The following is a 19,340-nucleotide window of genomic DNA, read 5'->3' as shown; positions in this document are numbered from 1 at the left end:
GGGCATCAACTGCCCGTGAACTGCTAGCTGTTGACGGCCGGGATCACCTGCGACCCGTACGCGTCGATCGTGGCTTCCTGGGCGTCGTGCATGTCGTACACGGCGAACTGGTCGACGCCCAGCTCGCGCAGCGCGTTCAGCTTCTCGATGTGCTTCTCGACCGGTCCGATGAGGCAGAACCGGTCGACGATCTCGTCGGGCACGAACGCGGTGTCGGGGTTGTCGGCGCGTCCGTGGTGGGAGTAGTCGTACCCCTCGCGCGCCTTGATGTAGTCGGTGAGTTCGTCGGGTACGGCGGCGGAGTGCTCGCCGTACTTGGACACCAGGTCGGCGACGTGGTTGCCGACCATCCCGCCGAACCAGCGGCACTGCTCGCGGGCGTGGGCGAGCGCTTCGGGTGAGTCGTCCTCGGTGACGTAGGCGGGGGCGGCGACGCAGATCTTCACGTCGGACGGATCACGTCCGGCCGCGACCGCCGCGGCCTTGACCGCCTTCACCATGTACTCGGTCAGATACAGGTCGGCGAGCTGGAGGATGAACCCGTCGGCCTCCTCGCCGGTCATCTTCAGGGCCTTCGGCCCGTACGCGGCCATCCAGACCGGGAGATGGGCATCCTCCTTGATCCAGGGGAACTTGATGACCGTGCCCCCGAGGTCCGCCTCCTGACCGGAGCCGAGCGCCCTGATGACCTTCATGGCCTCGCTGATCCGGGCCAGCGTGTTCGGCGTACGGCCCGCGACGCGCATCGCTGAGTCGCCGCGGCCGATGCCGCACACGGTGCGGTTGCCAAACATGTCGTTGAGGGTGGCGAAGGTGGAGGCGGTGACCTCCCAGGTGCGGGTGCCCGGGTTGGTGACCATCGGGCCGACCGTCAGCTTCGTGGTGTTCGCGAGGATCTGGCTGTAGATCACGAACGGCTCCTGCCAGAGCACGGCGGAGTCGAAGGTCCAGCCGTACGTGAAGCCGTTGCGTTCGGCCCGCTTCATCAGGCTGATGACCTTCGAGGCCGGCGGATCGGTCTGCAGGACGAGTCCGAAGTCCATGGGCGCCACTCCTAGTTGAGGTACTGACAGGTGGAGCGCGGGGTGTAGACGCCGTGACCCGCGCGTCCGGTGTACTCCCGCTCGTTGATGACGACGTCGCCCCGCGACAGGACCGTCTCGACGCGGCCGGTGGTGCGCTTGCCCTCGTACGCCGAGTAGTCGACGTTCATGTGGTGCGTCTCGGCGGACATGACCTGCTCGGCGTGCGGGTCGTAGATGACCACGTCGGCGTCGGCGCCCGGCGCGATGGTGCCCTTCTTCGGGTACATGCCGAACATCCGGGCCGGGGTGGCGCAGGCGATCTCGATCCAGCGCCGACGGGAGATGTGCCCGTCGACGACGGCCTGGTGGAGCAGGTCCATCCGGTTCTCGACGCCCGGCAGACCGTTGGGGATCTTGGAGAAGTCGCCCCGGCCCAGCTCCTTCTGGCCCACGAAGCAGAAGGGGCAGTGGTCGGTGGAGACCACCTGGAGGTCGTTCGTGCGCAGGCCCTTCCACAGGTGGGCCTGGTGCTCCTTGGGCCGCAGGGGTGTGGAGCACACGTACTTCGAGCCCTCGAAGTCGGGCTCGGCGAGGTTGTCGGTCGACAGGAACAGATACTGCGGGCAGGTCTCCCCGAAGACGGGCAGCCCCTCGTCACGCGCCCGGGCCAGCTCGGCGACTGCCTCCATCGCCGAGACGTGTACGACATACAGGGGCGCACCGGCGACCTGCGCGAGCTTGATGGCACGGTGGGTGGCCTCGGCCTCCAGCAGGGCCTTGCGCACCTCACCGTGGTACCGGGGGTCGGTCTCGCCCCGGGCCAGCGCCTGCTGGACCAGCACATCGATCGCGATGCCGTTCTCGGCGTGCATCATGATCAGGCCGCCGTTCTCGGCGGAGCGCTGCATGGCGCGCAGGATCTTGCCGTCGTCGGAGTAGAAGACGCCCGGATACGCCATGAACTGCTTGAAGGAGGTCACCCCCTCCTCCACCAGCAGGTCCATCTCCTTCAGCGTCTCCTCGTTCACATCGGAGACGATCATGTGGAAGGCGTAGTCGATCGCGCAGTTGCCCTCGGCCTTGGCGTGCCAGGTGTCGAGGCCTTCACGGAGGCTGTGGCCCACGCTCTGCACCGCGAAGTCGACGATCGTCGTCGTACCGCCCCAGGCGGCGGCCCGGGTGCCGGTCTCGAACGTGTCGGAGGCGAAGGTGCCGCCGAACGGCAGCTCCATGTGGGTGTGGGCGTCGACCCCGCCCGGGATCACATACTTCCCGGTGGCGTCGATGACCCGCTCGGCCGTCCAGGCCTCGGCGGCGGGTGTGCCGGAGGTGGCGAGGGCGGCGATACGGCCGTCCTCGATCAGGACGTCGGCGTGGATCTCGTCGGATGCGGTGATGACGAGGCCGCCGCGGATGACGGTACGGGTGTTCATGCGTGACTCCGCTGGGTTGTGTTAAAGGTGCGGGTCGGTTGTGGCTGGTCGCGCAGTTCCCCGCGCCCCTGTGGGGCGCGGGTACCGCTTCTGATCACGGTGCCGTCAGTGGGCCGTATGCCTCCGGGCGGCGGTCGCGGTAGAACTGCCAGCGGTCGCGGACCTCGCGCAGCTTGGCCATGTCGAGGTCGCGGACGACGAGTTCGGTCTCCTTGTCGGAGGCCACCTCGCCGACGAACTGGGCTTCCGGGTCGACGAAGTACGTCGTGCCGTAGAAGTCGTTGTCGCCGTACTCCTCGACGCCGACCCGGTTGATCGCACCGACGAAGTACTCGTTGGCGACGGCCGCCGCGGGCTGCTCCAGCTGCCACAGATAGGCGGACAGTCCGCGCGAGGTGGCCGACGGGTTGAAGACGATCTCGGCGCCGGCGAGACCCAGTGCGCGCCAGCCCTCCGGGAAGTGCCGGTCGTAGCAGATGTACACACCGATCTTCCCTACGGCCGTCTCGAAGACCGGCCAGCCCACGTTGCCCGGGCGGAAGTAGAACTTCTCCCAGAATCCCGGTACTTGAGGAATGTGATGCTTGCGGTACTTGCCGAGGTACGAGCCGTCCGCGTCGATCACGGCGGCCGTGTTGTAGAGGACGCCGGGCTGCTCCTCCTCGTACATCGGCAGGATGAGCACGATGCCGTGTTCCTCGGCGAGGGCCTGGAAGCGCCGGACGATCGGGCCTTCCGGGACCGCCTCCGCGTACTCGTAGAAGGCCTTGTCCTGGACCTGGCAGAAGTAGGGCCCGTAGAACAGCTCCTGGAAGCACAGGACTTGAGCACCCTGCGCGGCCGCGTCGCGGACCGCCTGCTCGTGTACCTGGATCATCGACTCCTTGTCGCCCGTCCACGCGGTCTGGAAGAGGGCGGCGCGAATCACTCTGCTCATCGGGACCTCCGGTCGCTCGGTGTGCGAGGAGCCTAGGAAGTCCAAAGAGCCGGTTTGAGTTGCACGGTGTCACGTCTGCGGGGGTGCGGCGTGCCACGGTGTCACCCTGTCGTGGGCCCATGTTTCACCGCCGTTTTCCCAGGTCGTCGCATGTTTCAGCCCTGTTGCGCGTCGTGCGCGAGGAGCGCGATGTGCACCGAGGCGGCCTGCTCGAAGTCGTCGAGGTCGACACCGAGCCGCCCCTGTATCGCCTCCAGCCGGCGATACAGCGCGGGCCGTGAGACGTGGTGGAGCTGTGCGGTGCGGGACTTGTTGCGGCCGGAGGCGAGGTACGTCCGCAGGACGGCCAGCAGATCCTCCTCCGGCTCGCACAGCAGCCCGTCCAGCTCCCGCTCCGCGAAGGACTGCACATGCGGGTCGTCGCGCAGCAGCCGGATCAGGCCCCGCAGATGTACGTCCTTCAGGCGCACGACGGCCGGGAGGTCGAGGACCGCCGAGGAGTCCGCCACGGCGTCGGCGACGTGCTGCGCCTCGCGCAGTCCGGCCGGTACGTCGTCCCAGGCGATCCGTGGACCGGCCGCGGCGACCACGGACTCCCCCGACCCCGACTCGGTCCGCAGCCGCGCCGCGAAGTGCGCCGTCATCCCCTCCGCGTCCTGGTCCCGGGCGAGGCTGAGCAGGACGGCGGTGGCGCCGTCGGCGAGTTCGGCGACCAGGCCGGACAGCCCCAACAGGCGGAGCATACGGTCCAGTTGGGCCGGATCGCCGTCACGGACGACGAGCGGAACGAAGGTCCGCCGGTTGACCGGGAGCCCGGCCGCGCGTGCCCGGGGCAGTAGTTGCCTGGCCGGTACGACACCGCTCACCAGGTCGGTGAGCAGGCCCTGCGCCGACTCCTCCTCCCAGGAGTGCGCGGTGCCGCCGCCGAGCATGCGGTGCAGCACGAGCGCCTCGGCGGCACGGTCGGCGAGCAGCCGTCCGGCGGCCGTGTCGCCGCGGTACCCGCAGAGCATGATCTGCCCCCACCGCTCCCCGCGCCCGCCCAGCTCGGCGCGGATCCAGCCGTCCCCCTCGCTCCCGCCCGCCTGCCGGGCGATCCGCTCCCAGTCCCGCAGCACGTCGTCCACCGCGGGCCGCTCCCCCGCCGTGGCGAGGACGCGGTGGGCGAGGTTGGTGACGACGACGGGGCAGGCGCTGTGGTGGGCGACCTCGTCGAGCAGGCGTTGCAGCGGGGCGCCCGCGGTGATGAGTCCGGTGAGCGCGGTCCGTACGGCCTCGGAGAGGCTGACAGCGGCGAACTTCCGCCGCACCAGCCGGGACTGGACCTCCTCGGTCAACTCGGCGAAGGGGAACGGGCGATGGAGCACGACCATGGGCAGCCCGCACCGCTCGGCCGCCCGGCGCATCACGTCCGGCGGGGCCGGGAAGGCGCGGCCGAGTCCGAGGACCACGGCCGCGGCCTCCGCGCGGTGCAGGGACCGGATGTACTCGACCTGCTTGTCCTCGTCCCCGGCCAGCAGCACGCCCGTCGTCAGCACCATCTCGCCGCCGCTGAGCATCACGCCCACGTCGGCGGCCTCGGCGACATGCACCCAGCGCACCGGCCGGTCGAGCTGGCTCGCGCCGGCCACCACCTCGGGCTCCCCGGCGAGCACCCGTTCCAGGGTGAGCACCTGGCGCACCGACAGAGCGGGTTCCAGGGTCGCCAAGGTCTCGAAGGCGGTGGTGGTCATGGCGTGATCCCTTGCTCAGGTTCTGCTACTGGGTGCTCCTCAGAGCGTGTTCGAGGATCGCGGCGCCCTCCTCGGCTTCCGCGACGGTCAGGGACAGCGGCGGGGCGATCCGCAGGCCGCTGGTGTTGTGGCCGCCGCCCTTGCCGAGCAGCAGCCCGCCCGCGCGGGCTTCCTCCAGCACGGCACTGGCGGCCTCCGGGTCGGCCTGGTCCGTGCCGGGCTTGACCAGCTCGACGCCGATCATCAGCCCGCGTCCACGCACCTCCCGTACGCCGGGAATCTGCGCCGTGACGGCCCGCAGCCGCTCGATGAGCAGTCCGCCGACGCGCCGGGCGTTGCCCTGGAGGTCGTGCTCCAGCAGATACGTCAGGTTCGCGAGCCCCGCCGCCATGGTGATCTGGGTGCCGCCGAACGTCGAAATGGAGTTGGCGTCCAGGCAGTTCATGATCTCGCCGCGGGCGACGACCCCACCGATGGACATGCCGTTGCCGATCCCCTTGGCGAAGGTGAGGATGTCGGGCGGGCCGCTCTGGCCATGCGCCTGCCAGCCCCAGAAGTGCTCGCCGGTGCGGCCCCAGCCGGTCTGCACCTCGTCGGCGATCCACAGGATGCCGCGCTCGCTGAGCACCTCGCGGAAGGCGGCGTACAACCCGTCCGGCGGGGAGGTGAAGCCGCCGACGCCCTGGATCGGCTCGGCGATCAGCGCGGCGGGCGGGCGGGTGTGGCCGAGGAGGTCCGTCAGGTCCTCGACGCAGGCCGCGATGAAGTCGGCGTCGCTCAGGGAGGCGTACGGGCCGCGGGTGCGGACGCCGCCATGGACGTACAGCGTCTGCAGGGGGGACAGCGAGGTCGGGGACCAGCCGCGGTTGCCGGTGATGCCGACGGCGCTGAAGGAGCGGCCGTGGTAGCTGTTGCGCATGGCCAGGATCGTGTTGCTGCGGCGGTATGTCGTCGCGAGCAGCAGGGCGGTGTCGTTGGCCTCCGTGCCGGAGGTGGTGAAGAAGACGCGGGCGTCCGGGATGCCGGACAACTGGGCGATCCGCTCGGCCAGTTCGACCATCGGCCGGTTGAGGTAGAGCGTGGACGAATGGATGATCCGCCCGGCCTGTTCGCTCACCGCCTTCGTCACCTCGGGCAGCGCGTGCGCGGTCATCGTCGTGAGGATGCCGCCGAAGAAGTCGAGGTACTTGGTGCCCTGGGAGTCCCAGACGTAGCGCCCCTCGCCGTGGGTGAGCTCCAGCGGGTCCTCGTAGTAGAGGGCGAGCCAGTCGGGCAGGACGGCGCGGTGGCGTCCCAGCAGGTCCTTGGTCACGGCTGCACCAGCCCCTCGTACGCGTCGGGCCGTCGGTCGCGGTAGAAGGCCCACTGCTGCCGTACCTCTTCGATGAGGTCGAAGTCGAGGTCCCGGACGACCAGTTCCTCGCCCTTGTCGCTCGCGGTCTCCCCCACGAACTGCCCGCGCGGGTCGACGAAGTACGACGTCCCGTAGAAATCGTTGTCGCCGTACTCCTCCTGCCCGACCCGGTTGATCGCGGCGACGAAGTACTCGTTGGCGACGGCCGCCGCGGGCTGCTCCAGCTGCCACAGATGGGCGGACAGACCGCGCGAGGTGGCCGACGGGTTGTACACCAGCTGGGCGCCGTTCAGACCGAGTTGCCGCCAGCCCTCCGGGAAGTGGCGGTCGTAGCAGATATAGACGCCCACCTTCCCGACGGCGGTGTCGAAGACGGGCCAGCCGACGTTGCCGGGCTTGAAGTAGTACTTCTCCCAGAAGCCCTTGACCTGCGGGATGTGATGCTTGCGGTACTTGCCGAGGAAGGTGCCGTCGGCGTCGATCACGGCCGCGGTGTTGTAGTAGAAACCGGACTGCTCGACCTCGAAGACCGGGACGACGATCACCATGCCGGTCTCGCGCGCGAGATCCCGCATACGACGCACGGTCGGCCCGTCGGGCACCGGCTCGGCCCAGCGGTAGTGCTCGGGCTCCTGGACCTGGCAGAAGTAGGGCGCGTTGAAGACTTCCTGGAAGCCGATGATCTTGGCGCCCCGGCGAGCCGCCTCCCGGGCGTACTCCTCGTGTTTCGCCACCATGGACTCGGTGTCGCCGGTCCAGGTGGCCTGGACCAGAGCGGCACGAACGACGTTGGCCATGAGCTGCTCCTTCGACGGGACGTCAGAGCCTCTACGCACGTAGACACTGCCGTAGAGGGTCGAAAGTAAGCCTCGCGGACAGCCTTGCCAAGACCATCGTCGTTAACCCGCTGAGTCGATCACGTTTCACACTCCCGCGGGTGAGTCAGATGACCTCCCGGTCCGTACTGGTGTACATGTCAGGCGGCGAATCCGGCCACCCGGAGGGCGTGGACCAGATCCCAGTGGCGCTCCTCCGAGACGCCCCGGGCGGCCTCCAGGAGCAGCGGTACGAGGGTCCCCGGGTCGGGCTCGGCGCTGCGGGCGGCCTCCTCCGGGGTGCGGACCCGGACGTAGGCGTCCAGCAGCGCCCGGACCTCGCGCTCCCGCCCCTCGCGGGCCAGCCCGAGCACGGCCTGCCCGATCTCGGTGGCGGGCCGCGCCACACCTTGCCGCAGGATCTGCTCCCCGTCCGCCGTGCGCCCCGCCGCGGCCAGCGCATCGGCCGCGGCGACCAGCCGGTCGGCGGGCAGCGAGGCCGCCTCCCACAGCAGCGTCGCCCAGTCGGCACCGAACCCGGCCCGCTGCATCTCGGCGGCGAGCAGCGGAAAGTGGTCGGCGGGCCAGTAGGCGGCCTCGACGAGCAGCACATGCGCCTCGCCGCTTCGGCCCTCGGCCCGCAGCCGCGCCAGCGTCTCGACCGTCCCGGCGACCTGCCGCCGCGCCTCCGAGCCCACCGGCTCGGCCTGCGGTTCCGGCGCCGGCGCCTTCTCCGCCGCGGCGGCCCCGGCGAACCGGGCCCCGCGCGGATTGCGCCCGGCCGCGGCGGGCGGCTCGGGCAGCACCGGTACAGCGACGTCCGGGGGTACGACGACGGGGGCGGCCTCTTCCTCGACCATCCCGGCGTACCGCGCACCGCCCCGGCGCCGCTTGCGTTGCTTGGGGGCGGGCTGTGCGGGCTGTTCCGGGGCCGGATCGGGACTCGCGGTCCGGCCCCGACCGCGTCCCGCGTCCTCGGCTTCCTGCGGCGCGGGACCTCCAGCGCCCTGGGCTTCGCCGCGCATCGGATTCACGTGCTGGACCGGGCCCGACGCGTGTCCGGGGCCGGCGGCGTGCCGGCCCTCGGGGTTCTGCGGACCGTACGCGGGGCCCGGGGACTGCGCGGTGCGCTGCTGCGGCATCCGGTGCGCTCCCGCGTGCTGCGCGGCGCCGCGGGAATCGCCGGGCTGCGGGAACACGTCGTCGTAAGCACCGCTGCCGCCGCCGTCGTACGAACCACGGCGCCGCGCCTCCGTGGCGTCGCCGTACGCCCCCTGCCCACCGGCCCCCGCACCGTCCCTGTACGTCTCCTGCCCGCCGCCCCGGCGGATCGCCGCCGCCTGTCCGCCGACCGATCTGCGGTCCAACTCCGCGATGCGGGACCGGAGTTCGGCGCATCGGGCGGTGGCGCGGTCATGGTCGTCGCGGGCCCAGGCGAGGTCGAGGCGGAGGCCGTCGGCCTGTTCGCGGGTGGTGGCGGAGGCGAGCAAATGGCCCAGCTCGGCCTGCCGTTCGGCGGCGTAGCGCTGCTCGCGGAGCATCACGTCCAGACGGTCCCCGAGGGCGTCGCGGGCGCCGGGACGGGCGTCGTGGGCGTTGAGCGCGGCGGCGTGCAGGGAGCGGGCCCGGTCCTTCTCGGGAGCGGCGACATCGGGACCGTAGTCGGCGGCGAGGTCCTGCAGGAGCGCCTCCATCACGTCCCAGGGCGGGATTTCGCGTCCGTCGAGACAGGCCTGCATGCCGTCGGGGTCGCGTTGCCAGAACACCGCGCACCAGCCGGCGCCGTGATCCAGGCGCGCCAGCAGACCGTCCAGGTAGTTCGCGAACTCCCGCATCCGCCCCGGGAGTTGATCCACAGTCATCGCTCAACTCCTGCCAGACCGGAACACTCCGGTCCGTAGGCAACACCAGCCGTGTTACGGGAACGCTACAGGGTGTTTTCCACGGGTGAGCAGGAGTCTCCCTGTGCAGGAGTGGTGGCGGTGACCGAATCCGATCACCGCCATGCGAACGCGGCTGATCACGCCGCCGCCGCGAGCACGCAGCCCCCCGCCAGCTCGTCCATCGACAGACCGAGCGCCCCGGTCAGCGCCGCCACGGTGAAGAAGGCCGGCGTCGGGGCCCGTCCGGTCTCGATCTTGCGCAGCGTCTCAGCGGAGATCCCGGCGCTCGCCGCGACGTCGGCCATGCTGCGACCGCCGCGCGCCTCACGCAGCAGCCGCCCGAGCCGCTCGCCGCGTTCACGCTCTTGTGGAGTCAGTGGGGTGCGTACCATGCCACCATTCTAATACCGGTATAGTAATTGGCATGGTGGAACTGAAGACGGACACTTCGATCGATGCGATGTACACGGCCGGCCAGGTCGTCGGCCAGGCCCTGACAGCCGCACGCAAAGCCGCTGACGTGGGCGTTTCCCTGCTGGAGCTGGACGAGGTGGCGCGTGAGGTGCTGCGCGGGGCGGGCGCGACATCACCGTTCCTCGGCTATCGCCCCTCCTTCGCCCCCGTCCCCTTCCCCGCCGTCATCTGCACCTCCGTCAACGACGCGATCGTGCACGGCATCCCGACCCGCTACCGGCTGCGCGACGGCGACCTCGTCTCCATCGACTGCGGCGCCGAACTCGACGGCTGGGTCGGCGACTCGGCCATCAGCTTCGTCGTCGGCAAGCCACGCCCGGCCGACCTCCGCCTGATCGAGACCGCCGAGCGCGCCCTCGCCGCCGGCATCGAGGCAGCCGTGGTCGGCAACCGGATCGGCGACATCGCGCACGCCATCGGCACCGTCTGCCGCGCCGGCGGCTACGGCATCCCCCAGGGCTTCGGCGGCCACGGCATCGGCCGCCACATGCACGAGGACCCCTCCATCCCGAACGAGGGCCGCCCCGGCCGCGGCCTCCCCCTCCGCCACGGCATGGCCATCGCCATCGAACCCATGCTCCTGGCCGGCGGCAAGGACGGCTACCACGCAGCAGGAGACGGCTGGACCCTGAGGACGAACGACGGTTCAAGAGCAGCCCACGCAGAGCACACGGTGGCGATCACGGAGACGGGCCCCCGCATTCTCACTGAACGGTAAGGGTGAGCGCCCTGTAAGGGGCGCGGGGAACTGCGCGACCAGCCAGAACGAACCCGCAGCCGCAAGCCAAGATCGCCCCCCGAACCGTAGGCGCCCAACATGCCGCCACCTATCGACCGTGCCAAGGTGTTGTAGAAGCCCGGGTGTGCGGGTCCCCGCATTGGGCACTCGTCCGCACCGGCACGTAGATCAGCGGAACGGACATGCGATGACCAGCGGCTTCGACTCCGACCCCCTCAGCGAATTCCTCGCCCGCTTCTTCAGCGGCCCCCGCCCCGCCCCGCGTCAGATCGACATCGGCCGCCTGCTCAGTCAACCCGCCCGCGAACTGGTCCGCGGCGCCGCCCAGTACGCCGCCGAGCACGGCAGCCGCGATCTGGACACCCAGCACCTGCTGCGTGCCGCACTCGCGACCGAGCCCACGCGGACCCTGCTCGCCAGGGCCGGGGCGGATCCCGACTCCCTCGCCTCGGAGATCGACGAGCGCTCGGGCCCGGTCCAGCACGCACCGGAGGAGGCTCCGCCGCCCACCGCGCTGTCCCTGACCCCCGCGGTCAAGCGTGCCCTGCTGGACGCGCACGAACTGGCCCGGACGCGCGGCACCGGCTACATCGGCCCGGAGCATGTGCTCAGCGCGCTGGCGGCGAACCCGGACTCGGCCGCCGGGCACATCCTCAACGCGGCCCGCTTCGCCCCCGGCGGCCTGCCGCAGGAGACCCCGGACGCCACCCCGCCCCGCGCCGAACGGCCGCGCGTCACCGGGACACCGACCCTGGACAAGTACGGCCGTGATCTCACCGACCTGGCCCGCCAGGGCCGGATCGACCCGGTGATCGGACGGGAGGAGGAGATCGAGCAGACCATCGAGGTCCTCTCCCGGCGCGGCAAGAACAACCCCGTGCTCATCGGTGACGCGGGCGTCGGCAAGACGGCGGTGGTCGAGGGCCTCGCCCAGCGCATCGCCGACGGTGACGTGCCGGACGTACTCAGCGGGCGCCGGGTCGTGGCGCTGGACCTGACGGGCGTGGTCGCGGGTACCCGCTACCGGGGCGACTTCGAGGAGCGGATGCACACCATCGTGGGTGAGATCGGCTCCCACTCCGACCAACTGATCGTCTTCATCGACGAGTTGCACACCGTGGTCGGCGCCGGCGGAGGCGGCGAGGGCGGCGGGTCCATGGACGCGGGCAACATCCTCAAGCCCGCGCTGGCCCGCGGCGAGCTGCACATCGTGGGCGCGACGACGCTGGAGGAGTACCGCAGGATCGAGAAGGACGCGGCGCTCTCCCGCCGCTTCCAGCCGATCCTGGTGCCCGAGCCGACCGCCGCGGACGCCATCGAGATCCTGCGCGGCCTGCGCGACCGCTACGAGGCCCACCACCAGGTCCGCTACGCCGACGAGGCCCTGGTGGCCGCCGTGAAGCTGTCCGACCGCTATCTCACCGACCGACGGCTGCCGGACAAGGCGATCGACCTGATCGACCAGGCGGGCGCGCGGGTGCGATTGCGCGCCCGGACGAAGGGCACGGACGTGCGAGCCCTGGAGCGCGAGGTCGAGCAGCTCACCCGGGACAAGGACCAGGCGGTCGCGGACGAGCAGTACGAGACGGCCACGCAGCTGCGCGACCGGATCGGCGAACTGAAGCGGCGGATCACCGACACCGGGGACGGAAAGGCCGACGAGGGACAGGACCTGGAGGTCACCGCGGAGGCGATCGCCGAGGTGGTGTCCCGGCAGACCGGCATCCCGGTGAGCAGCCTCACCGAGGAGGAGAAGGACCGGCTGCTCGGCCTGGAGGAGCATCTGCACCAGCGGGTCGTCGGCCAGGACGAGGCGGTCCGCGTGGTCTCCGACGCGGTACTGCGCTCCCGCGCCGGACTCGCCAGTCCGGACCGGCCGATCGGCAGCTTCCTCTTCCTCGGCCCGACCGGCGTCGGCAAGACCGAACTGGCCCGGGCGCTGGCCGAGGCCCTGTTCAGCAGCGAGGAGCGGATGGTCCGCCTCGACATGAGCGAGTACCAGGAACGGCACACCGTCAGCCGCCTGGTCGGCGCCCCGCCCGGTTACGTCGGCCACGAGGAGGCCGGCCAGCTCACCGAGATGGTCCGCCGCCACCCGTACTCCCTCCTCCTCCTCGACGAGGTGGAGAAGGCGCACCCGGACGTCTTCAACATCCTCCTCCAGGTCCTGGACGACGGACGGCTGACCGACGCCCAGGGCCGCACCGTGGACTTCACCAACACGGTCATCGTGATGACCAGCAACCTCGGCTCCGAGGCGATCAGCCGGAGCGGTACCGGGATCGGGTTCGGCGCGGGGGATGCGGAGGCCGACGAGGAGGCGCGGCGCGAGCGGATCCTGCGGCCGTTGCGCGAGCACTTCCGGCCGGAGTTCCTCAACCGCATCGACGAGATCGTCGTCTTCCGCCAGCTGACCCACGACCAGCTGGAGAAGATCACCAACCTGCTCCTGGACAAGACCCGTCGCCTGCTCCAGGCCCAGGGCGTCTCGGTCGACTTCACCGACGGGGCCGTCGACTGGCTCTCCGAACGTGGCTACCAGCCCGAGTACGGCGCCCGTCCACTCCGTCGCACCATCCAGAAGGAGGTCGACAACCAGCTCTCCCGGCTCCTGCTGGACGGCCGGATCGGCGAGGGCGGCCGGGTGACGGTGGACGTGGAGGACGGACGGCTCGCCTTCCGTTCGGAAGAGCTGCCGCCCGCCGCCGAGTTGTAGGGCACCCGCCTACGGCGCCGGGTGCACCACCATCGCCGAGCCGCCGCCCCGCCGTACGGTCTCGGCGGCGGCCAGCCACTTCCCGTTCGGCAGCCGCTGCACACCGGTGGCCGCGCCGATCTCGGCGTTCTGCCGGAAGCCGTGCCCCATCGCTTCCAGCTGCGCCTTCAACGGACTGCTCCACAGGCCCGGTTCGAGCTCGGTGGTCGTCTGGTTGCGCTGACTGGCGCGCGGCGCGGCGATGGCGTCGACCAGCGGCAGGCCTCGGTCGAGGAGCCCGGTCAGCGTCTGCAGCACGGTCGTGATGATGGTGGCGCCACCGGGCGACCCGAGCGCCACGACGGGCTTGCCGTGCCGGTCGAGGACGATCGTCGGGGACATGGAGGAGCGCGGGCGCTTGCCCGGGCCTGGCAGGTTCGGGTCGTGGACTGCCGGATTGGCCGGGGTGAAGGAGAAGTCCGTCAGCTCGTTGTTGAGGATGAAGCCACGGCCCGGGACCGTGATGCCGCTGCCGCCGGTCTGCTCGATGGTGAGCGTGTACGAGACGACGTTGCCCCACTTGTCGGCCACCGTGAGGTGGGTCGTGCTGTCGCCCTCGTACGTGGTCGGGGCCGCCGTGCCTCCCGTGTCGCAGGCCGCCGGATTGCGCGGGTCGCCCGGCGCGACCGGGCTCGTCAGCACCGCGTCGTCCTTGATGAGGCACTCCCGCGAGTCGGCGTACCGCTGCGACAGCAGCTCCTTCGTCGGTACGTCTTCGAAGGCGGGGTCGCCGACCCAGCGCCCGCGGTCGGCGAACGCGATCCGGCTCGCCTCGATGTAGCGGTGCAGGTACTGCACCTCGCTCGCCTTCGACAGGTCCGTGTTCTCCAGGATGTTGAGGGCCTCACCGACCGTCGTGCCGCCGGAGGACGACGGCGCCATGGAGTAGACGCCGAGGCCGCGGTACGAGGACCTGGTCGGGGCCTGGAGCTTGGTGCGATAGGCGGTGAGATCCTTGGCGGACAGGTCGCCGGGGCGGGCGTTCCAGCCGGAACTCGGCTCCACGGGCGGGTTGTTGACCGTGTCGACGATGTCCTCGGCCATGTCGCCCCGGTAGAGCGCGCCGACACCCTTCTTCGCCAACTCCGCGTAGGTGCGGGCGAGATCGGGGTTCTTGAAGGTGGAGCCGACGACAGGAAGCGTGCCGTTCGGCAGGAACAGCTCGGCGGTGTCCGGGAAGTAGCGGAACCGGGTCTCGTTGGCGGCGGTCTGCGCGCGGAAGGTGTTGTCGACGACGAAGCCGTCACGCGCGAGTCGCTCCGCCGGCTTCAACAGGGTGCCCAGCCCCCTGCTCCCCCACTTTTCCAGCGCCTTCTGCCAGGTGGCAGGCGTGCCCGGGGTTCCGACACTCAGGCCGCTGCTGACGGCCTCGGCGAAGGGGATCGCCGTGCCGTTCTCCACGAAGAGCTGCGAGTCGGCGGTCAGGGGCGCGGTCTCACGGCCGTCGATCGTGTGCACCGTACGGGACTTGGCGTCGTAGTAGACGAAGTAGCCGCCTCCGCCAATGCCGGAGGAATAGGGCTCGGTGACACCGAGCGCGGCGGCCGTGGCCACGGCCGCGTCGACGGCGTTGCCGCCCTTCCTCAGCACCTCGATACCGGCGGCGGAGGCGTCCGCGTCGACACTGGCGACGGCACCGCCGTAGCCGACGGCGACGGGGACCTTCTCGACGGCCGGACGGGAAGCGGTGGGAGGCGTCGCCGCCCCCACCGACACCATGGCGGCCGAGACCGCCAGGACCGACAGCTTGCGTGCGACGGAACGACGCATCCGCACCTCCAGTCAGGGACCGTTCGCGCAGCCTAATGGATCGACATGCCCCCGTCAGGAGCACCCGCTACCATGCGCGCCCATGAATGACGACGTGCGCAACATCGTCCTAGGCGTGATCGCGGCCGGCCTCAGTGCCGCGATCGGCTGGCTGGCCCGCACCTACCTGTGGAATCGCAGGCTCCGCCGGAAGCAGGCCTTCTTCGGGCTGCCCGAAAATTCCGAGTCACTTCTGGTGGTGAACCGCGAGGCGGGCGGGCCGGAGCTCACGGTGATGCGGCACGACGTGTTCGCCCTGCTCGAACTGGCCGCACTCATCAAGGACTGCAAAGCCCACGCCCAGGTCGTCGCGCACGACGCGGCGCAGCAGGGCTTCGGTGAGCGCACCGAGTTCTGCGTGGGCGGACCGGCGTCCAATCGCCGTATGGCCGCCCATCTGCACTCGCTGCTGCCGGGCATACGCGTCAATGTCGACGCCGAACCCGGCCCCGACCGGGGCGCCTTCCAGATCGGCAGTGAGCGCTACCGCCTGGAGCCGGGCAAGGGCGAGTATGTGCTCCTCGCCCGGCTCACCGCCGGTCAGCGCAGGGAGGCGCGGCCAGTGTTCCTGTTCTGCGGCCAGCGCGCGATCACCAACCAGGCCGCGACCCGCTATCTCGCCCGCAACCACGAACGGCTGTCCCGCAAGCACGGCAACAACTCCTTCGTACTGCTGCTGAAGGTCGTCAACTCGCAGGCCTACGGACCGGACGTGGTCGAACTCGTCGGAGATGTCACCCGGACCGCGCAGACGCCTCTGCCTGCCCCGGCGGCTCCGCGCAACTCCCACCGCGCCTCCTGAGTCCCACCGGGCACGGCCACGGGCGCTCCGGCAAAGGGGCGGAAACCCGTCCGGCGTGCAGCTGACCTTCTCCTCGCCTCCGCGGTGCGAGCAGTGATCTCCGGCTGCCGCCGGGCGGGCCTGGCTCTGTGACTGCTGCCCCCTACCCCGCTCTCAACTGTGTCGTGGTTGCCGCAAACTATCCGGATAAGAGGGGCGTAAGTACACGACACGCACCTTTCGGGCATTAGCCGTATTTAACGCGAACCGGCGATCAGGGCGGCCAGAACGTCACGCCTCCGCGACCTCCGCGTACAGCTGCGACAGCTCGGGCACCCCGCTGGAGGCCCATTCCTGGCCGGAGGCGACGACATCGAACTCGCGGCCCGAAGCGAGCCGGATCACCGGCTGGCCGTTGGGCCAGATCTCCCACGCGGCACCTGGCACGGTGTGCACGATGACGGTGCCCAGATACAGCCCGGCGTCGTTGCCCAGCCAGGGCAGGATCTCCTCGTCGTCCCGCCACCGCGGGACCAACTGGTCGAGTTCCTCCAACGAGGCGGCGGAGTCGTCCAGTTGGACGCCCTCCTCGGACGCCTGGGAGCGCAGCAGTTCACACTCGGAGAGGAGTTCGGCGATGCCCTCGGCGTCGGGGAACCCGGGCTTCTTGCTCCGGTCGCCCAGAAAAGGGATCTTCATACCCCCAGCCTGTCATTCGCACCGCCGTGCGCACCACAGGCGCGCACACCCCGGATTGCGGGGCGCCGCAGGCAGGCCGGTTACACGTCGAGGTCCACTACCACCGGTGCGTGGTCCGACGCGCCCTTGCCCTTGCGTTCTTCTCGGTCCACGTAGGAGTCCTTGACCGCCTTGGTGAACGGCTCGTTGCCGTAGACCAGGTCGATGCGCATGCCGCGGTTCTTGGGGAAGCAGAGCTGGCGGTAGTCCCAGTAGGTGAACGGGTGGTCGTACTTGAGGGGGCGGGGTACGACGTCCGACAGGCCTGCTTCGCGCAGGGAGGCCAGGGCCGCGCGCTCGGCGGGGGTGACATGGGTGGAGCCCTCGAAGGCGGCCACGTCGTAGACGTCGTCGTCCGTCGGGGCCACGTTGTAGTCGCCCATCACCGCGAACGGGCGGCTGCCGGACGCGTCGCCCGCGACGGTCGCCTTGAGGGCCTCGAACCACTGGAGCTTGTAGGCGTAGTGAGGGTGATCCACCTCACGGCCGTTCGGCACGTACACCGACCAGACGCGGACCGGGCCGCAGGTGGCGGAGATGGCGCGGGGCTCGACCACGCCGTCGAAGCCGGGATCGCCGGGCAGGCCCTTGACGACATCCTCGAGGCCTATGCGGGAGAGCACCGCCACTCCGTTCCACCGGCCGGTCGCGTGGACCGCCGACTCGTAGCCGAGCTCGCGCAGTTGGGCGGACGGGAACTGGTCCTCGGCGACCTTGGCCTCCTGAAGGCAGAGCACGTCGGTGCCGCTGCTCTCCAGCCAGGCCAGGAGCCTCGGCAGGCGGGCGGTGATCGAGTTCACGTTCCAGGTCGCGATGCGCATGTCCCACAACCTACCGGGCGGGTCTGACAACGCGGCCCGGGGTGCTCAGACCTCCGCCGACGCTCCCGGCGTCAGCCGCAGGTGCTCCGCACCGCCGAGGGAGCCGATCTGGTTGTCATAGATCGGGCGGGCCAGGTCGGTGAGCAGCGCGTCGTGGATGTCGTACGCGCGCTGCGGCTTGAGCTCGCGGACGTAGTCGATGACCTCGGAGATCTTGCTCCAGGGGGCCATGACCGGGAGCATCAGCGTCTCCACGGCACGGTCGGGGACGGTGAGCGCGTCGCCGGGGTGGAAGACGCGGCCGCCGTCGACGAGGTAGCCGACGTTGGTGATGCGGGGGATGTCCGGGTGGATCACGGCGTGCAGTTCGCCGTGGACCTGGATGTCGAAGCCCGCGGCGGTGAAGGTGTCGCCGTGGCCGACGGCGTGCACGCGGCCGGGGAAGGCGGTCGAGATCTTGTCCGCGACGGACTTGAGGGTCCAGATCTCGGCGGCCGGGTTGGCCTCCATGGCCGACCGCAGCCGCTCCTCGTTGAAGTGGTCGGGATGCTCGTGTGTGACGAGGATCGCGTCCGCGCCGACCGCGGCGTCCTCCTCGCTGAATCCCCCGGGGTCGAGGACGAGCGTCCGCCCGTCCTTCTCGAGACGGATACAGGCGTGCGACTTCTTCGTGAGCTTCATGGCACCATCCTGCCTCCGGGGCGCCGCGAGCTCACTCCGTGGGCGTGGTCTCCTCGCGGATGACCCCCTGGGCCACCTTGAACGCGCTGTTCGCCGCCGGTACGCCGCAGTAGACGGCCGCCTGCAGCAGCACTTCCTTGATCTCGGCGGGGGTGAGGCCGTTGCGCAGGGCGGCCCGGGTGTGGAAGGCGAGTTCGTCCAGGTGGCCGCCCGCGACGAGGGCGGTGAGGGTGACACAGCTGCGGGCTCGTCTGTCGAGTCCTGGCCGGTCCCAGATCTCGCCCCACGCATACCGGGTGATGAACTCCTGGAAGTCCCCGGAGAATTCGTCGGCCTGCGCCAGCGCCCGGTCGACATGGGCGTCGCCGAGCACCTCGCGGCGCACCTTGAGCCCGGCCTCGTACGGATCCGGCCGCCCCGCGGACTGCGGCGGTACGACGGCCGCGGCGATCTCGGCGATGGGCGAGGGCTGGGGCGGTGCGGCCAGGACCGGCTTGACCGGGGCCGCCGGGATGGCGACCTGGCCGGTGGAGGAGTCGTAGGCGGGCTGCCAGGCGGTGGAGAAGTGCCGGACGAGCAGGTCGGTGACGGCGGCGGGCTGTTCGACGGGCACCAGGTGGGAGGCGCCGGGGACCACCGCGAGCCGCGCGTCCGGTATTCCGGCGACCAGGGTGCGGGCCTCGGCGGGGCCGGTGACCTGGTCGTCCGAGCCGACGAGCACGAGGGTGGGGACGCCGACCCGGCCGAGTTCCGGCCGGACGTCGAAGGAGGCGAGCGCCTCGCAGGCGGCTATGTAGCAGCCGGGGTCGGTGGTGCGCACCATCTGCACCGCCCACTCGGTGATCGCGGGCTGCGCGGCGGCGAACCCTCCGGTGAACCAGCGGTCCGGGGAGCTACGGGCGATGGGGTCGAGCCCGTTCGTGCGCACGATCACCCCGCGCTGCCGGAACTCGTCGGCCGTGCCGAAGCGGGGCGAGGCGGCGATCAGCGCGAGCGAGGCGAGGCGCTCCGGGTGCCGCAGGGCCAGCTCCACACCGACGGCGCCGCCGAGCGCGCAGCCCGCGTAGCCGAAGCGCTGGACGCCGAGCCCGTCGAGCGTGGCGAGCAGCCGGGCGGCCACCTCGGCGACCGAGCCCGCCGGGTACGCCGGCGCGCCGCCGTGTCCCGGCAGATCGAACCGGAACACGCGCCACTGCTTCGTCAGCTCGGGGACCTGCCTGTCCCACATGTGCCAGGTCGTGCCGAGCGAGGGGCCGAGGATGAGGACCGGGGCGTCTTCCGGGCCGTCGAACCGGTACTGGAGGGCGGGGGTCTTCGTCTCACTCACCGCTCCACGCTAACCGCCGTTTCTGAGCACCGGGC

General features: G+C 70.7%; 16 protein-coding genes. 3 read left to right on the top strand and 13 right to left on the bottom strand.

What is annotated here, in order from left to right; genetic code table 11:
- Window positions 1-23: 23 nt before the first annotated feature.
- From ACTWQO_RS14640 to ACTWQO_RS14605, 8 genes are all read right to left on the bottom strand, one after another.
- Window positions 24-1,043, bottom strand: coding sequence for a TIGR03842 family LLM class F420-dependent oxidoreductase (locus ACTWQO_RS14640; protein ID WP_443237724.1), 1,020 nt, complete (start codon window positions 1,041-1,043; stop codon window positions 24-26).
- A gap of 11 nt (window positions 1,044-1,054) precedes the next feature.
- Complete coding sequence (hydA, locus tag ACTWQO_RS14635; RefSeq protein ID WP_443237723.1) at window positions 1,055-2,458, bottom strand: dihydropyrimidinase; 1,404 nt, start codon at window positions 2,456-2,458, stop codon at window positions 1,055-1,057.
- Window positions 2,459-2,552: 94 nt separating this feature from the next.
- The gene (locus ACTWQO_RS14630; protein WP_328353156.1) at window positions 2,553-3,395 is read right to left on the bottom strand and encodes a nitrilase-related carbon-nitrogen hydrolase; all 843 of its coding nucleotides are present in this window, start codon (window positions 3,393-3,395) and stop codon (window positions 2,553-2,555) included.
- 155 nt (window positions 3,396-3,550) lie between these two features.
- Window positions 3,551-5,128 carry a PucR family transcriptional regulator gene (locus tag ACTWQO_RS14625; protein WP_443237722.1) on the bottom strand — a complete coding sequence of 526 codons (1,578 nt, stop codon included), beginning with the start codon at window positions 5,126-5,128 and terminating at the stop codon, window positions 3,551-3,553.
- Window positions 5,129-5,153: 25 nt separating this feature from the next.
- Window positions 5,154-6,440: an aspartate aminotransferase family protein gene (locus ACTWQO_RS14620; RefSeq protein ID WP_443237721.1), complete on the bottom strand. Its 1,287-nt coding sequence runs from the start codon at window positions 6,438-6,440 to the stop codon at window positions 5,154-5,156.
- A complete protein-coding gene (locus tag ACTWQO_RS14615) occupies window positions 6,437-7,279 on the bottom strand; it encodes a nitrilase-related carbon-nitrogen hydrolase (protein WP_210571877.1) in 843 nt (280 codons plus the stop codon). The genes ACTWQO_RS14620 and ACTWQO_RS14615 overlap by 4 nt, the downstream gene beginning before the upstream one ends.
- A gap of 179 nt (window positions 7,280-7,458) precedes the next feature.
- On the bottom strand, window positions 7,459-9,159 hold the full coding sequence (locus tag ACTWQO_RS14610) for a hypothetical protein (RefSeq protein ID WP_443237720.1): 1,701 nt from the start codon (window positions 9,157-9,159) through the stop codon (window positions 7,459-7,461).
- Between the two features lie 158 nt (window positions 9,160-9,317).
- On the bottom strand, window positions 9,318-9,572 hold the full coding sequence (locus ACTWQO_RS14605; RefSeq protein ID WP_443237719.1) for a helix-turn-helix domain-containing protein: 255 nt from the start codon (window positions 9,570-9,572) through the stop codon (window positions 9,318-9,320).
- A gap of 32 nt (window positions 9,573-9,604) precedes the next feature.
- Here ACTWQO_RS14605 and map point away from each other — a divergent pair, with 32 nt between their 5' ends.
- A complete protein-coding gene (gene map, locus ACTWQO_RS14600) occupies window positions 9,605-10,372 on the top strand; it encodes a type I methionyl aminopeptidase (protein WP_443237718.1) in 768 nt (255 codons plus the stop codon).
- A 208-nt stretch (window positions 10,373-10,580) separates the two neighbouring features.
- Entirely contained in the window at window positions 10,581-13,109 is a 2,529-nt protein-coding gene (locus ACTWQO_RS14595) for an ATP-dependent Clp protease ATP-binding subunit (protein ID WP_443237717.1), read from the top strand.
- A 9-nt stretch (window positions 13,110-13,118) separates the two neighbouring features.
- On the opposite strand, the gene ggt is transcribed toward ACTWQO_RS14595, so the two are convergent.
- On the bottom strand, window positions 13,119-14,918 hold the full coding sequence (gene ggt / locus ACTWQO_RS14590; RefSeq protein ID WP_443237716.1) for a gamma-glutamyltransferase: 1,800 nt from the start codon (window positions 14,916-14,918) through the stop codon (window positions 13,119-13,121).
- 82 nt (window positions 14,919-15,000) lie between these two features.
- Here ggt and ACTWQO_RS14585 point away from each other — a divergent pair, with 82 nt between their 5' ends.
- A complete protein-coding gene (locus ACTWQO_RS14585) occupies window positions 15,001-15,759 on the top strand; it encodes a hypothetical protein (protein ID WP_443237715.1) in 759 nt (252 codons plus the stop codon).
- Between the two features lie 270 nt (window positions 15,760-16,029).
- Here the strand turns inward: ACTWQO_RS14585 and ACTWQO_RS14580 are convergent, their stop codons facing one another.
- The 4 genes from ACTWQO_RS14580 to pcaDC form a co-directional block, all read right to left on the bottom strand.
- Window positions 16,030-16,437, bottom strand: a complete 408-nt coding sequence (locus ACTWQO_RS14580) for a DUF6278 family protein (RefSeq protein WP_443237714.1) — start codon at window positions 16,435-16,437, stop codon at window positions 16,030-16,032.
- An 80-nt stretch (window positions 16,438-16,517) separates the two neighbouring features.
- Entirely contained in the window at window positions 16,518-17,297 is a 780-nt protein-coding gene (locus ACTWQO_RS14575; protein WP_443237713.1) for an exodeoxyribonuclease III, read from the bottom strand.
- Window positions 17,298-17,342: 45 nt separating this feature from the next.
- On the bottom strand, window positions 17,343-17,978 hold the full coding sequence (locus ACTWQO_RS14570; protein ID WP_443237712.1) for an MBL fold metallo-hydrolase: 636 nt from the start codon (window positions 17,976-17,978) through the stop codon (window positions 17,343-17,345).
- Window positions 17,979-18,009: 31 nt separating this feature from the next.
- Window positions 18,010-19,305 carry a bifunctional 3-oxoadipate enol-lactonase/4-carboxymuconolactone decarboxylase PcaDC gene (gene pcaDC / locus ACTWQO_RS14565; RefSeq protein ID WP_443237711.1) on the bottom strand — a complete coding sequence of 432 codons (1,296 nt, stop codon included), beginning with the start codon at window positions 19,303-19,305 and terminating at the stop codon, window positions 18,010-18,012.
- Window positions 19,306-19,340 lie beyond the last annotated feature (35 nt).

The organism is Streptomyces sp. 4N124, from assembly GCF_052245395.1.
Classification (GTDB): domain Bacteria; phylum Actinomycetota; class Actinomycetes; order Streptomycetales; family Streptomycetaceae; genus Streptomyces.
This window is presented reverse-complemented; position numbering and strand designations above follow the sequence as displayed.

Coding starts and splice junctions, on each gene's coding strand:
- ACTWQO_RS14640 (WP_443237724.1), bottom strand. CDS start 1,043: ATGGACTTCGGACTCGTCCTGCAGACCGATCCGCCGGCCTCGAAGGTC.
- hydA (WP_443237723.1), bottom strand. CDS start 2,458: ATGAACACCCGTACCGTCATCCGCGGCGGCCTCGTCATCACCGCATCC.
- ACTWQO_RS14630 (WP_328353156.1), bottom strand. CDS start 3,395: ATGAGCAGAGTGATTCGCGCCGCCCTCTTCCAGACCGCGTGGACGGGC.
- ACTWQO_RS14625 (WP_443237722.1), bottom strand. CDS start 5,128: ATGACCACCACCGCCTTCGAGACCTTGGCGACCCTGGAACCCGCTCTG.
- ACTWQO_RS14615 (WP_210571877.1), bottom strand. CDS start 7,279: ATGGCCAACGTCGTTCGTGCCGCTCTGGTCCAGGCCACCTGGACCGGC.
- ACTWQO_RS14610 (WP_443237720.1), bottom strand. CDS start 9,159: ATGACTGTGGATCAACTCCCGGGGCGGATGCGGGAGTTCGCGAACTAC.
- ACTWQO_RS14605 (WP_443237719.1), bottom strand. CDS start 9,572: ATGGTACGCACCCCACTGACTCCACAAGAGCGTGAACGCGGCGAGCGG.
- map (WP_443237718.1), top strand. CDS start 9,605: ATGGTGGAACTGAAGACGGACACTTCGATCGATGCGATGTACACGGCC.
- ACTWQO_RS14595 (WP_443237717.1), top strand. CDS start 10,581: ATGACCAGCGGCTTCGACTCCGACCCCCTCAGCGAATTCCTCGCCCGC.
- ggt (WP_443237716.1), bottom strand. CDS start 14,918: ATGCGTCGTTCCGTCGCACGCAAGCTGTCGGTCCTGGCGGTCTCGGCC.
- ACTWQO_RS14585 (WP_443237715.1), top strand. CDS start 15,001: ATGAATGACGACGTGCGCAACATCGTCCTAGGCGTGATCGCGGCCGGC.
- ACTWQO_RS14580 (WP_443237714.1), bottom strand. CDS start 16,437: ATGAAGATCCCTTTTCTGGGCGACCGGAGCAAGAAGCCCGGGTTCCCC.
- ACTWQO_RS14575 (WP_443237713.1), bottom strand. CDS start 17,297: ATGCGCATCGCGACCTGGAACGTGAACTCGATCACCGCCCGCCTGCCG.
- ACTWQO_RS14570 (WP_443237712.1), bottom strand. CDS start 17,978: ATGAAGCTCACGAAGAAGTCGCACGCCTGTATCCGTCTCGAGAAGGAC.